Source organism: Sinomonas sp. R1AF57 (genome assembly GCF_002224485.1).
Classification (GTDB): Bacteria; Actinomycetota; Actinomycetes; order Actinomycetales; family Micrococcaceae; genus Sinomonas; species Sinomonas flava.
The window spans coordinates 1820425-1833773 of record NZ_CP022463.1; the positions used below are offsets into that span (position 1 = coordinate 1820425).

At 72.1% G+C, this 13349-nt stretch carries 12 protein-coding genes; 4 read left to right on the top strand and 8 right to left on the bottom strand.

Annotation, left to right across the window (positions count from 1 at the left end; all coding sequences use genetic code 11):
• Together CGQ25_RS08335 and CGQ25_RS08340 are read left to right on the top strand one after the other, a co-directional pair.
• Nucleotides 1-2013, top strand: coding sequence for a M3 family metallopeptidase (locus tag CGQ25_RS08335; protein ID WP_208712650.1), 2013 nt, complete (start codon nucleotides 1-3; stop codon nucleotides 2011-2013).
• Between the two features lie 88 nt (nucleotides 2014-2101).
• Nucleotides 2102-3397, top strand: coding sequence for a phosphoribosyltransferase (locus CGQ25_RS08340; protein WP_208712651.1), 1296 nt, complete (start codon nucleotides 2102-2104; stop codon nucleotides 3395-3397).
• A 129-nt stretch (nucleotides 3398-3526) separates the two neighbouring features.
• Here the strand turns inward: CGQ25_RS08340 and pdxS are convergent, their stop codons facing one another.
• The 5 genes from pdxS to CGQ25_RS08365 all read right to left on the bottom strand — a co-directional run bounded on the left by pdxS (nucleotide 3527) and on the right by CGQ25_RS08365 (nucleotide 9863).
• A complete protein-coding gene (gene pdxS / locus CGQ25_RS08345; protein WP_208712652.1) occupies nucleotides 3527-4435 on the bottom strand; it encodes a pyridoxal 5'-phosphate synthase lyase subunit PdxS in 909 nt (302 codons plus the stop codon).
• Nucleotides 4436-4503: 68 nt separating this feature from the next.
• Nucleotides 4504-5124, bottom strand: coding sequence for a phosphatidylinositol phosphate synthase (gene pgsA, locus CGQ25_RS08350; RefSeq protein WP_208712653.1), 621 nt, complete (start codon nucleotides 5122-5124; stop codon nucleotides 4504-4506).
• Nucleotides 5114-5818, bottom strand: coding sequence for an HIT domain-containing protein (locus CGQ25_RS08355; RefSeq protein ID WP_208712654.1), 705 nt, complete (start codon nucleotides 5816-5818; stop codon nucleotides 5114-5116). The genes pgsA and CGQ25_RS08355 overlap by 11 nt, the downstream gene beginning before the upstream one ends.
• Before the next feature lies 1 nt (nucleotide 5819).
• On the bottom strand, nucleotides 5820-7850 hold the full coding sequence (gene thrS, locus CGQ25_RS08360; RefSeq protein WP_208712655.1) for a threonine--tRNA ligase: 2031 nt from the start codon (nucleotides 7848-7850) through the stop codon (nucleotides 5820-5822).
• Nucleotides 7851-7949: 99 nt separating this feature from the next.
• Nucleotides 7950-9863, bottom strand: a complete 1914-nt coding sequence (locus CGQ25_RS08365; RefSeq protein ID WP_208712656.1) for a PHP domain-containing protein — start codon at nucleotides 9861-9863, stop codon at nucleotides 7950-7952.
• A 128-nt stretch (nucleotides 9864-9991) separates the two neighbouring features.
• Here CGQ25_RS08365 and CGQ25_RS08370 point away from each other — a divergent pair, with 128 nt between their 5' ends.
• Both CGQ25_RS08370 and CGQ25_RS08375 read left to right on the top strand, forming a co-directional pair.
• Nucleotides 9992-10729, top strand: a complete 738-nt coding sequence (locus tag CGQ25_RS08370) for an SOS response-associated peptidase (RefSeq protein ID WP_208712657.1) — start codon at nucleotides 9992-9994, stop codon at nucleotides 10727-10729.
• A gap of 71 nt (nucleotides 10730-10800) precedes the next feature.
• Nucleotides 10801-11061 (top strand): mycoredoxin, encoded by a 261-nt coding sequence (locus CGQ25_RS08375; RefSeq protein ID WP_208712658.1) that lies wholly within the window; start codon nucleotides 10801-10803, stop codon nucleotides 11059-11061.
• A 63-nt stretch (nucleotides 11062-11124) separates the two neighbouring features.
• Here CGQ25_RS08375 and CGQ25_RS08380 read toward each other — a convergent pair whose 3' ends face one another.
• The 3 genes from CGQ25_RS08380 to CGQ25_RS08390 are packed head-to-tail and all read right to left on the bottom strand — an operon-like array spanning nucleotide 11125 to nucleotide 13288.
• Complete coding sequence (locus CGQ25_RS08380; RefSeq protein WP_208712988.1) at nucleotides 11125-11847, bottom strand: lipoate--protein ligase family protein; 723 nt, start codon at nucleotides 11845-11847, stop codon at nucleotides 11125-11127.
• Nucleotides 11848-11894: 47 nt separating this feature from the next.
• Nucleotides 11895-12731, bottom strand: coding sequence for a thioesterase family protein (locus tag CGQ25_RS08385; protein ID WP_208712659.1), 837 nt, complete (start codon nucleotides 12729-12731; stop codon nucleotides 11895-11897).
• Nucleotides 12728-13288, bottom strand: coding sequence for a DedA family protein (locus CGQ25_RS08390; protein ID WP_208712660.1), 561 nt, complete (start codon nucleotides 13286-13288; stop codon nucleotides 12728-12730). The genes CGQ25_RS08385 and CGQ25_RS08390 overlap by 4 nt, the downstream gene beginning before the upstream one ends.
• Nucleotides 13289-13349: the final 61 nt, after the last annotated feature.

Below are 13349 nucleotides of genomic sequence, written 5' to 3' on the forward strand. Positions count from 1 at the left end.
TTGGTTAACCCGCTCCGCTCGCCCAGCCCGCTGCCCTACGGGCTCCCGCCGTTCGCCGTCCTCCGCGAGGAGGACTACGCGGAGGCCGTCCGGGCCGGCCTCGCCGAGCATCTGGCCGAGATCGAGGCGATCACCGGCTCGGACGAGGCGGCGGACTTCGAGAACACCGCTGTGGCGATGGAGCGTGCGGGAACCCTGCTCAACCGGGCGGTCTCGGCGTTCATGACCCTTGTGTCCTCCCACGGCACCGAGGGCATCCGCGCTCTCGAGACGGAGCTCATGCCCGAGCTCACGGCGCACGAGGACGCGGTGTACCTCAACCGGGCGCTCCACGAGCGTTTCGCGGCCATCCCCACGGAGGGCCTCGACGAGGAGTCCGCGCGCCTCGTGTCCGAATGGCTCGCCGCGTTCCGGCGTGCGGGCATCGCGCTCGACGACGCCGGGCAGGCCCGCCTCCGCGCGATCAACGCCGAGCTCTCGCGGCTCGGCACGGAGTATGGCCAGCGGGTGGCCAGGGGCATCAACGACGCCGCCGTCCTGGTGGTGGACGAGTCTGAACTCGCCGGCATGCCCGAGGACGACAGGGCCTCCGCCGCTGAGGCGGCCCGAGCAGCCGGGCACGAGTCCGGCTGGCTCCTGACCCTCATCCAGCCCACGGGCCAGCCGCATCTCGCGGTCCTCGAGGACCGCGGGCTCAGGCGCCGCATCTTCGAGGCGTCTGTGGCGCGCGGGAGCTCTGGCGGCGCGACGGACGTCCTCGGGCTCGTCACGGACATGGCCCGCCTGCGCGCCGAGAAGGCGGCCCTGCTGGGCTTCGCGGACTTCGCGGAGCTTGCAGTGGACGATCAGACCGCGCCCTCCATCGCCGCGGTCAGGGACATGCTTGCCCAGCTCGCGCCGGCCGCGGTGCGGAACGCTGCGGCGGAGGCCGAGGTCCTCGCCCGGGCGGCCGGCCATGAGCTCGCGCCCTGGGACTGGGAGTTCTACTCGGCGAAGGTGCGCCGCGAGAAGTTCGCGGTGGACGAGCAGGCGCTGCGGCCCTACCTCGAGCTCGACCGGGTCCTCGAGGATGGCGCCTTCTACGCCGCGGGCCAGCTGTTCGGCCTGACGTTCCGCGAACGCGACGACCTCGTCGGCTACCACGAGGACGTGAGGGTCTGGGAGGTGCTCGACACCGACGGGACTGGGCTGGGCCTCTTCCTCGGGGACTACTTCGCCCGTCCCACCAAGCGCGGCGGCGCGTGGATGAACTCGCTCGTCGAGCAGTCCCGCCTCCTCGGCCTCCGCCCCGTGGTGGTCAACAACCTCAACGTCCCCAAGCCCGCTCCGGGCGAGCCGGCCCTCCTGACGCTCGACGAGCTGCGCACCGTGTTCCATGAGTTCGGGCATGCCCTGCATGGGCTGCTGTCCGACGTCGCGTACCCGCGGTTCTCGGGGACGAACGTTCCCCGCGACTTCGTCGAGTATCCCTCGCAGGTGAACGAGATGTGGATGTTCGCGCCCGAGGTGGTGCGGAACTACGCGCGGCACCATGCCACGGGAGAGCTGCTGGGCGCCGCAGTGCTCGAGCGCCTCGATGCCGCCCGCCTCTGGGGCGAGGGATTCGCCACGACCGAATACCTCGGAGCCGCGCTGCTCGACCTCGCGTGGCACAGCCTGCGCGCTGGCGACGAGCCCGGCGATCCCGCGGCGTTCGAGGCGAAGGCGCTCGCCGATGCGGGCGTCGCGGTGCCTCTCGTGCCGCCCCGGTACCGCACCGGCTACTTCCAGCACATCTTCGCCGGCGGGTGGTACGCCGCCGGCTACTGGTCGTACATCTGGAGCGAGGTGCTCGACGCGGACACGGTCGAGTGGTTCAGGCAGAACGGCGGACTCACGCGCGCCAACGGCGACGCGTTCCGCCGCGAGCTGCTCTCCCGCGGCAACTCCCGCGACCCCCTGGCATCCTTCCGTGCTCTCCGCGGCCGGGACGCCGACATCGGCCCGCTCCTCGCCCGGCGCGGCCTCGCCTGAACCGGGCACCGGGCGGAACACGGCCCTTCGCCCCTGCCCGCGCACGCGCACCTGCGCGACAGTGGAGGGGACACGCGAGGAGGACCAGATGCACGTGTTCAAGGACAGGTCCGAGGCCGGCCGTGAACTTGCCCGCGCGCTCACACGCTTCCGCGGGCCGGGGACAGTCGTCCTCGGGCTCCCCCGCGGCGGCGTCCCGGTGGCCTTCGAGGTCGCTGTGGCCCTAGACGCCCCTCTGGACGTGATCGTGGTCCGCAAGCTCGGCGTACCTTTCCAGCCTGAGCTCGCGATGGGGGCGGTCGGCGAGAACGGCGTCCGTGTCCTCGACGACCGGGTACGCTCGCTGTCCGGGGTGACCGAGCGCGAACTCGCGCTGGTGGAGGCGCGGGAACGCGAAGTCCTCGAGAAGCGCGTCGCCCAGATCCGGGCCGTCCGCCCGCCCGAGGACCTCCACGGGAAGACAGCCGTCATCGTCGACGACGGCATCGCCACCGGCTCGACCGCCCGGGTCGCCTGCCGGGTCGCCCGCGCGCTCGGCGCCGAGCACGTCATCCTCGCCGTGCCGGTGGGCCCGAAGGACACCGTCGGGGACCTCCCGGAGGCCGACGACGTGGTCTGCCTGACGACTCCGTCTCCGTTCCGGGCGGTGGGGCGCTTCTACAACGACTTCTCCGCGACGGAGGACGACGAGGTCCTCCACCTCCTCGATGCGGCCGCGCGGCGCCCGGCCGCGGTGTCCCCGCAGAAGGATTCCGCACCGGTGCACGAGGACGTGCTCATCCCGCTCGACGGGGTCACCGTCCAGGGCAGCCTCCACCTCCCGGCCACCGGCGGCGTCGTCGTGTTCGCCCATGGAAGCGGCAGCAGCCGGCACAGCCCGCGGAACCGGGCCGTGGCCCGCGTCCTCCAGAACGCCGGACTCGGCACCCTCCTGCTCGACCTCCTGTCCCCGGACGAGGAGCTGGAGCGCCGGGCTGTCTTCGACATCGGGCTCCTGGCCTCCCGCCTCACGGCAGCGACCGACTGGCTGCGCTCGGAGCGCGCCGGGTCCAGGACCGTCGGGTATTTCGGGGCCAGCACCGGCGCGGCAGCCGCCCTGTGGGCAGCGGCGGAGCCGGACTCCGGCATCTCGGCCGTGGTCTCGCGCGGCGGCCGCCCGGACCTCGCGATCGGGCGCCTCGGCGATGTGCAGGCGCCCACGCTCCTGATCGTCGGCGGGGCGGACCACCAGGTCCTCGAGCTCAACCGCGAGGCGGCCCGGCACCTCAGGTGCCCGCACCGGCTCGAGGTCGTCCCGCGCGCTACCCACCTCTTCGAGGAGCCTGGCACGCTCGACGCCGTGGCGCGCCTCGCCCGGGACTGGTTCGCCGAGCACCTGGCCTGACGGTGTGCGGCCGGTGGCAACGCAATGCGGGGTCCCTGGCGTCTGCCAGGGACCCCGCAATCGAGCACCCGAGACCTCTACCGAGAGAGGCCAGAGCCTCAAGGCTGCCGTTTGGGCGTTGAGCGCCTGCTACCAGCCGCGCTCGGCGAGGCGGTGAGGTGCCGGGATGTCGTCGACGTTGATGCCCACCATGGCCTCGCCCAGGCCGCGGGAGACCTTGGCGATCATGTCCGGGTCGTCGAAGAAGGTCGTGGCCTTCACGACGGCGGCCGCGCGCTGGGCCGGGTTGCCGGACTTGAAGATGCCGGACCCGACGAACACGCCGTCGGCGCCGAGCTGCATCATCATCGCCGCGTCCGCCGGGGTCGCGATGCCGCCGGCGGTGAAGAGCACCACCGGGAGCTTGCCGGTCTCGGCGATCTCGCGCACGAGCTCGTACGGGGCCTGCAGCTCCTTCGCCGCGACGTAGAGCTCGTCCTCGGGCATCGAGGACAGGCGCTTGATCTCGGCCCGGATCTTGCGCATGTGGGTGGTCGCGTTCGAGACGTCGCCGGTGCCGGCCTCGCCCTTGGAACGGATCATTGCCGCGCCCTCGTTGATGCGGCGCAGCGCCTCGCCGAGGTTGGTCGCACCGCACACGAACGGGACGGTGAAGGCCCACTTGTCGATGTGGTTCTCGTAGTCGGCCGGGGTGAGGACCTCGGACTCGTCGATGTAGTCGACCCCGAGGGACTGCAGGACCTGGGCCTCGACGAAGTGGCCGATGCGGGCCTTGGCCATGACCGGGATGGAGACCGCGTTGACGATCGAGTCGATCATGTCCGGGTCCGACATGCGGGACACGCCGCCCTGGGCGCGGATGTCAGCAGGGACGCGCTCGAGCGCCATGACCGCCACGGCCCCGGCGTCCTCGGCGATCTTCGCCTGCTCGACGTTGACGACGTCCATGATGACGCCGCCCTTGAGCATCTCGGCCATGCCACGCTTGACCCGGCTGCTGCCGGTCGTGGGTGCCGAGGCGTTTGCTTCAGTAGACACGTACTCGTCTTTCTTGTCGCGCGAAAAAGCTTGGATACGTCTGGTGGGACACCCCAGTCTATCGCCCGTCAGGCGGGCGCGTCCCCAGTGGCGGCCTGAACCCGGACGGTCGCGATCCGCTGCCCCACGGTGACCGCGCTGGCGACGGCGAGGACCCCCAGGGCCCAGGCCAGGACCACGGTCGGCAGCCCCAGCCCGCACAGTCCCGTGACGACCAGCGTGAGGACGAGGCGCTCGGCCCGCTCGGCGATGCCCACGTTCGCGTCGAAGCCGAGGGACTCCGCCTTCGCACGGGCGTAGGAGACGAGGTTCCCGAGGGCAAGGCACACGACGGCGAGGACGCCGACGGCGGGGCTCCCGCCCGCTCCGAAGAACCAGAACGCGATTCCTGCGAAGACGGCACCGTCCTGGACGCGGTCCAGGGTCGAGTCGAGGAAGCTCCCCCACCGGCCGGTGCGGCGCGTCAGCCTGGCCATGATGCCGTCGAGGACATCCGAGAAGATGAACACCGTGATCGCGATCGTGCCCCAGAAGAGCTCGCCGAGCGGATAGAGCACGAGGGCCGAGGCCGTCACCCCGAGCGTGCCCACGGCGGTCACGGCGTCCGGGGACACGCCCAGGCGCAGGAGGAATGCCGCGAGCGGCGTGAAGAGCCGTGTGAAGAGCGCCCGCGCGTGCCTATTGAGCACCCGTGTCCGTCCCCGGCCCGCGCCCGGCCAGCCGCTCGCCGTCGTCCTCCCCCGTCCCCGGCCCGCGCCCGGCCAGCCGCTCGCCGTCGTCCTCCCCCGTCCCCGCCACGGTGGGCCAGGCCTCCGCGATGACCTCCCGGGTCTCCCCGAGAGTCTGGGTGATCTGCTTGGTCTGGGCGATGATCGGCAGGAAGTTGCCGTCGCCTCCCCAGCGGGGCACGACGTGCTGGTGGAGGTGCGCGGCGATGCCCGCCCCGCCGGCGTCGCCCTGGTTGATGCCGAGGTTGAAGCCGTGCGGTCCGGCCACCTTGCGGATCACGCGCATCGCGGTCTGGGTGATCTCCGCCATCTCAGCCGTCTCCTCGGCGGTGATGTCGGTGTAGTCGGCCACGTGGCGGTACGGGCACACGAGGACATGGCCGGGGTTGTACGGGTACAGGTTCAGGATGGCGAAGCACGTGCGGCCGCGGTGGACGATGAGGGCCTCCTCGTCGGTCCGGCCGGGCGCAGCGCAGAACGGGCACTCCTTGTCCTTGTACTGGCCCTGGCCGCCCTTGATGTAGGCCATGCGGTGCGGCGTCCACAGACGCCCGAAGGCGTCGGGCGTGCCCGGGAGCTCGAAGTCGTCGGTCACCTCGCTGTCCTGCGGCGCGGGGCCCGCAGGAGCGCTCTGCGCGCCGGTGGGGTCCGCCATGTCAGCGCGCCCTCGTGCGCACGGCCTCGACGATGCGCTTGACCGCCTCGTCCACGGGCACGCCGTTGTCCTGGCTGCCGTCCCGGAAGCGGAACGAGACCGCTCCGGCCTCGGCGTCCTCTCCGCCGGCGATCAGCACGAACGGCACCTTCTCCTTGCTCGCCGTGCGGATCTTCTTCGGGAACCTGTCGCTCGAGGCGTCCACCTCGGCGCGGATGCCCTCCTTCTTCAGGCGCGCGACGACGTCGAACATGTAGTCGTTGAACGCCTCGGCGACCGGGATCGCGACGACCTGCACCGGGGCGAGCCACGCGGGGAACGCCCCCGCGTAGTGCTCGGTGAGGACCCCGAGGAAGCGCTCGATCGAGCCGAACTTCGCCGCGTGGATCATGACCGGCTCCTGGCGCGTGCCGTCGGCGGCCTGGTACTCGAGGCCGAAGCGGGCCGGCTGGTTGAAGTCGTACTGCACCGTGGACATCTGCCAGGTGCGGCCGATCGCGTCCCGCGCCTGCACCGAGATCTTGGGGCCGTAGTAGGCCGCCCCGCCCGGGTCCGGGACGAGCTCGAGACCGGTCTCGCGGGCCACCCGCTCCAGGACGGCGGTGGCCTCCTCCCACTGCTCGTCGGTGCCGATGAACTTGTCCGACTCGGGGTCACGGGTGGAGAGCTCGAGGTAGAAGTCGTCCAGGCCGAAGTCGCGCAGGAGGGACAGGATGAAGTCCAGCAGGTGCTTGACCTCGGCCGGCGCCTGTTCCTTCGTGACGTACGAGTGCGAGTCGTCCTGGGCGAAGCCCCGCACGCGGGTCAGGCCGTGCACCACGCCCGACTTCTCGTACCGGTACACGTGGCCGAACTCGAAGAGGCGCATCGGGAGCTCGCGGTAGGAACGGCCGCGCGAACGGTAGATGAGGTTGTGCATCGGGCAGTTCATGGCCTTGAGGCGGTAGTCCTGGCCCGGCTTGGTGATGTTGCCCTCGTCGTCGCGCTCCTCGTCGACGTGGAGCGGCGGGAACATCGTGTCCGCGTAGTACGGGAGGTGGCCCGAGGTGTGGAACAGGCCGTCCTTGGAGATGTGCGGCGTCCCGACGTACTGGAAGCCCTCCTCAATGTGGCGGCGGCGGACGTAGTCCTCCATCTCGCGCTTGATGATGCCGCCCTTGGGGTGGAACACGGGAAGGCCCGAGCCGAGCTCGTCCGGGAAAGAGAACAGGTCCAGCTCGGCGCCGAGCTTGCGATGGTCGCGGCGCTCGGCCTCGGCGATGCGGTCCTGGTACTCCTTGAGGGCTTCCTTGGTAGGCCACGCCGTGCCGTAGATGCGCTGCAGCTGCTTGTTCTTCTCGGAGCCGAGCCAGTAGGCCGCGGCCGAGCGGGTGAGCGCGAACGCGTTGGAGATGAGCTTCGTGTTGGGCAGGTGCGGGCCGCGGCACAGGTCGCACCAGACGACCTCGCCGCTCTTGCGGTCCACGTTGTCGTAGATCGTGATCTCGCCGGCGCCGACCTCGACGTTCGCGCCCTCCTTGGCCGCGGCCTCGTGCGTCTTCGACGTGTCGTCCTTGGCGCCGAGGATGATGAGCTTGTACGGCTCGTTCGCCATGGCGGCGCCGGCCTCGACCTCGGTGACGACGCGGCGCTTGAAGAGCTGGTTCTGGTTGACGATCTTGAGCATCATCTTCTCGAGGGCGCGCAGGTCCTCGGGGGTGAAGGGCTCGTCGACGTCGAAGTCGAAGTAGAAGCCGTCCTTGATGTACGGGCCGATGCCCAGCTTCGCGTCGGGCCGCAGCTGCTGGACCGCCTGGGCCATGACGTGGGCGGTCGAGTGGCGCAGGACGTTCAGGCCGTCCTGGCTCGCGATGTCGACGCCCTCGACGGCGGCGCCGGCCGGCACGGGCTGGTCGAGGTCCTTCAGCACGCCGTCGACGCGCATGACGACGATCTCACGGCGCCCCTCGAAGAGGCCGGTCCCCGTGGCGCCCTCCGCGACGGTGCGCTCCTCGCCGTCGACGGTGATGGTGATCTGCTGGGCATCTGACACGGGGGTCTCCTCTTCATCTGTGGGCTTCATAGCTTGTGGCGTACGGGGACCACAGCCAGCCACCGACAAGCCTATCGGACGCCGGGCACGCCGGGCGGCTCAGGCCAGCTCGAGGGCGAGCTGGCCCGTCACCGGCGGCGTGGTCCTGCCCGACGGCGTGGACACGAGTTCGGCGAGGTGCGCGACGACGTCGGCGTGGGTGCCCGCGCTCGCCGCCGCCCGGTGCAGGGCATCGAGGGCGCCGGCATCGGCGAGACGGCGGAGGGCCGACGGCGAGAGGCGCGCGCGCTCCCGCACCTCGGCGATCGACGCGTACGGCTGGCCGGCGACGAGCCGGCCCACGTCGCCCCGGGACAGACCCGGCACGCTCCCAAGCGGGAGCCGGACCCCGAGCCGACCCTCTTCCGGCCCCGCGGCGACCCGCTCGACGCGGTGGCCGGCCCCGCTCAGGGCCACGTCGACGGGCAGGAGCGGGATGCCGAGGTTCTCTGCCTCGGCGCGGAGGTCGCGCTGGGAGCGGGGGTCACGGCAGTGCTCGAGCCTGGCGGCGAGGAAGGCCTCGGGATGGTGCTCCTCGAGCCAGCGGGCCTGGTCGTCGGCAGCCGTCCCCGCCGCCTCCGGGCCCAGGCCGGCGCCGCCCATCCGCCGGGCGTCGGCATCCGCGTACGCCACGATGTCCAGCAGCGCCGATCCACGCAGGCCCACAGGGCCCAGTCCCAGGAAGGCTAGGTCCTCGGGCGCGAACTGGGCCGCCGGCAGACCCAGACGGCTGGGCTGCACCGGCACGCGGCCCAGGAGCCCGGCGTCACCGAGGACGATGCCGACGGGATCCGCCGGGACAGGGCCCTGCGCCGGCCGGGCGGCGGGGAGCAGCTCGGGCTGCCCGCACGCGGGCGGCGCCGGTGCCGCCGCGGTCGTGGCTGGAGCGCCATGGGGCGCAGCCGCCAGCACGGCGCGGTCCGGGCCGAAGCGCGCGACGACGCGCCGGAAGACCCGCTCGACCTGCGCGGCCTCGACGTCGAACCCGTGCCCGGGGAGGCCGGAACCGGCGTCCCACGGCGCGAACCGGACGTCCAGCTCCCGGAGGGTCTGGGCGACATCGTCGGCGACCGCTGCGGCGGCCCCGATCGCTCCCCAGCCGAGGTCCGGCCCGGGGTCGAGCCGGCAGCGGCCGGCGATGCTCTCGGTGTTGGACAGGAGGTTCCCCAGGTCCGCGGGACCCAGTCCTGCCGCAGTGATGATCCGCCGCGCGGCCTCGTGCATGAGCCCCGCGGGCTTGAGCCACGACGCTCCCACCCCTTCGTCCCCCGGGACCGCGGCGCGGGCGGCGTTGGTCAGGACGGCGGGGATCCCGTGCTCGGCGGCCAGGCGGAGCATCCGCACGGTGCCCCCGGCGATCGGAGCCTCCGCCTCGCCGTCCGCTGGGGCCACGAGTTCGACGGCGGCCACCCCCGGCGGCAGCGCCTCCAGCCATTCGCGGAACAGGGTGCGTGGACGGAGGAACCGGGGTCCGTGCATCGCGCGCCCCACATCCGAGTCCGGCCCGATCAGGACCGTCAGGACGGGACGGCCGCTGCGCCGGTCGAGGCAGCGCGCGGCGAGCTCGGACCGCAGCACACCGACCGGCACCGTCCCCTTCGGCTTCCGGCCGGTGTGGGCATGGGCATCGGACACGAGCCGGCACAGTGCCGCCCAGCCCGCCCCGCCGTTGCCGCCGCGGGCCAGCACGACGACCCGTCCCGCCACTCCCGCGCCTCCCCGCCCGGGCACGGACGCGCCGTCGTGCGCCGGATCCTCGGCGAGCACGGCGAGGTCGACGCCGACGATGGCTCCCAGCCCGTGTCCGAGGCACGCCCGCACATGCCGGAGGGCGCCATAGAGCCCGTCACGGTCGGTGACCGCGAGCGCGGCTGCTCCGTCCGCGGCGGCCGCCTCGGCGAAGTCCTCGGGCCACGAGGTCCCGTGGCCGGGACTGAAGGCGCCGGCGGCATGGAGATGGGTGAACGGGGCCATCGGGATCCTGACAGGGTCCTTCCTCGCATCAGCCTCAATCGAAGGTATCTTCGAACCAGCCCAGTCTAGCCCGACCCCGACGGGCATCAACCCGGCGCGGGTCCTGCAGGGCGGGCAATAATGGCCTCATGTGCGGCAGATACGTGATGGCCCAGTCCGTGGGCGACCTCGTGGCGGAGTTCGACGTCGACGAGACCTACGTCGAGACGGTCGAGCCCTCGTACAACATCGCCCCCACCGACCCCGTGCCGATCGTCCTGGACCGCCGCGACAGGGAGACCGGCGGCACGTCGCGGAAGCTCGTCCCGGCCCGGTGGGGCCTCGTGCCGCCCTGGTCCAAGGACACCAAGGGGGCCGCGAGGCTCATCAACGCCCGCCGCGAGACCGTGACCGAGAAGCCCTCGTTCCGCAAGGCGGCCGCGTCGAAGCGGGCGCTCGTGCCGGCGAACGGCTACTACGAGTGGGAGAAGCGGGCGGCGCAGGAGGCTGCCGGCAAGGCCGGGAAGGTCGAGAAGATCCCCACGTACCTCCACGCGGCCGACGGCGGCCTGCTTGCCTTCGCGGCCCTGTTCGAGAACTGGCCAGACCCGACGCTGCCCCCGGACCACCCCGAGCGGTGGCTCCGGACCTGCACGATCCTCACCGGCCCGGCGTCGGACACGCTCGGCTACATCCACGACCGGACCCCGGTGATCGTCCCCCGCGGGATGTGGGACGACTGGCTCAACCCGGAGACGACCCGCGAGGAGGACGTCCGGGCGCTCATCGACTCGATGCCCGAGCCCCACCTGACGCCGCGGATCGTCGGCACCATGGTCAACAGCGTCAGGAACAACGGGCCAGAGCTCATCGAGCCCGTGGGCTGAGGCTCGGAATACGCTGCGGCTGCGCGCCGTTGACACCTTTCGGATCCACCTACCCCTCCAGGAGCACACCTATGGACACCTTCACCCCCACCGACGGCACGATCACGATGTTCTCCACCACCTGGTGCGGCTACTGCAACCGGCTGAAGAAGCAGCTCGACGCCCAGGGCATCGGCTACACCGAGGTGAACATCGAGGAGGTCGAGGGGACGGCCGAGCTCGTCGAGCAGATCAACGGCGGCAACCGGACCGTTCCGACCGTGATCTTCCCCGACGGCTCCGCGGCGACGAACCCCTCCGCGGCCCAGGTGAAGGCCAAGCTCGGAGTCTGAGGCCCGGCGCTGCAGCGCCCGACGGCCGGCCCCTCCCCCACGAAGGCGCCGGCCGTCGGCGTCTCAGCCGAGCGCGCCGTGCTCCCGGTACATCGACAGCAGGGCCTGCTCGACCTCGCCGACGCCCAGGCCCGGGACGAGGTCGTCGAGGGCGCCCGCGGTCGCCGGGTCGAACGGGAGCTCCAGCGCGCGGTACACGTCGGTGAGGACCGAGCGGACGGGAGCGGCATGGGAGACGACGAACACCGAGGAGAACAGCCACGCACCGGAGACCACGCGCTGGGCGGTGCCGACCAGCTTGAGCCGGCTGCCCGGCACCGTGCCCGGGGCGGGAACGCCGTGGACGCTGAACTCGCCCGGGCAGTACTCACCGGGGATCTCGCCCACGCGCGCGTCCACGCCGAGGCCGCGCAGGACTTCGGCATAGACCTCGCCGAAGACCTCGAAGCGGCGGCGGTGATGGACCATGGCCTCGCGGGCCGGCTCGATGTGGTCCACGATGAGCGTGCCCTCGTGGTAGGCGGCCGCGCGGCCCCCGGCCTTCCGCACCACCGGCTCGAAGCCGTGCGCGAGGCTCGCCGCACGGGCCGCCTCGAAGCCCGGCAACCTCGTGTCCCGCTGGCCGAACGCCATCGTGGGGCGCGGCCGGTACAGCCGGAGGGTGCCGCCCCTCACGCCCCGCTTGACCTCGTCGAGGAGCTCCGCGGCCCGGGACAGCTCCGCGGCGGCGTGCACGTCGCCAGCTGCCGCGTCACCAGCCTCACTGTCCGGCAGGCCGCTGCCCATGATGACGTCGAGGGTGACGTCTTCCCCCTCGTTCCAGACCGCCACGCTCAGCTCCGGCGGAGCGTGAGGATCTGCTCGGCCCGGCCGAACGGGCCGTCCACGTCATGGAGCACGGAGGAGGTCAGGCCGATCCCGTCCGCGCCGAAGGAGACCGCGTTGTCGATGCCGAGCCACTCGCCGTGGGGCAGCCGGTAGAGGTGGATCTGCAGGTCCACATTGGGGAAGACCCAGCTCCCCGGCCCCGGCGGAACGCGCGTGGCGATGCCGTTGGCGGTGTCTACCAGGCCCATGAGGCGAGCCCAGTCGGGCGTCTCCACGCCTCCGACGAGCGGGTGCGCCGTGCGGATCCAGACCGTCCCGCGCCCCGAGCGGTGGTGCGGGGCCTGGTACATCTCGAGCGAGCGGATGTAGCCACCCGGCCACTCGGTGGCCCCGTCCCAGCGCTCGCACTCCTGGCGCGGGGTGATCGGGGCGTCCTCGACGGCGGCGACCTCGGAGCTGTCCGACGTCACGAGGCGCCACGCGCTGGCCCGGATCGCGACGCGCCCGTTCGCGGTGAGCTCGGCCTCGACCAGCTCGATCGTCCTGCCGGGACGGACCGTGCGGGTCGTGACCTCGAACTCGCCGGCGTGGATGAGTCCCAGGATCTCGTAGCCGATCCTGGCAATGCGCATGTCCGGGCGGGGCTCGTGGAGCGCGAGGCAGTGGGCGATGATGCCCGACGCCGGCGCCATGTGCTGCTCGTGGGGGTTCCAGGCGCCCTGCGCGTGGATGGTCGAGCGGAACCTGCCGCCGCCGAGGTCCTCGTAGTAGAAGTCACCGTCGGCAAGCTCGGGGAGCTCCTGCTGACTCCACCCAGACTGTGCCGATGCCTGCTGCGTCACGTCCCGCTCCTCTCCTGGTCCGCCCCTCCTCGGGCGACCCCGTCCACACTAGCCGCCCCGCCGCCGTCGTGCGTCGCCGCGCCCTTGCGGGCCCGTCTCAGCAGGGCCACGCGCACGACGGCGACGAGCACCGCCGCGGCGACGATCACCCACAGCCACGGGGAGGCCGAGGCGTGCTCGAACCAGAGGTCGAACGCGGCGAGCCCGACCGTCGCGTAGAGGAACGCCCAGACCACGGACCCGACAGCCGTCGCCGGGATGTAGTAGCGCAGGTGCATCCGCCCGAGGCCGGCGGCCAGGTTCACCGCCGTCTGGAGCCCGACGGTGAGGAACGTCAGCACGATCGCGAACGGGCCCCAGCGGTCCAGGAGCTTCTGCGCGCGGGCGATCCTGCGGGCCGAGGCCGGCCGCTCGAGCCTCTCGGCGATCCGGGCGCTGCGCGCGGCCCCCGCCGCGATCCCGCGGCCGAGCCAGTAGGTGGCGTTCGTCCGGGCGAGGACGATCACGAAGAGGACGGCCCAGGCGACCCCGAAGGGCAGCGAGAGGATCTGGTCCACGCACACCCCCCTGAACTGATTACGGCAGGAACTACTGCCCTAATCATTCAGCTTAGTCCAC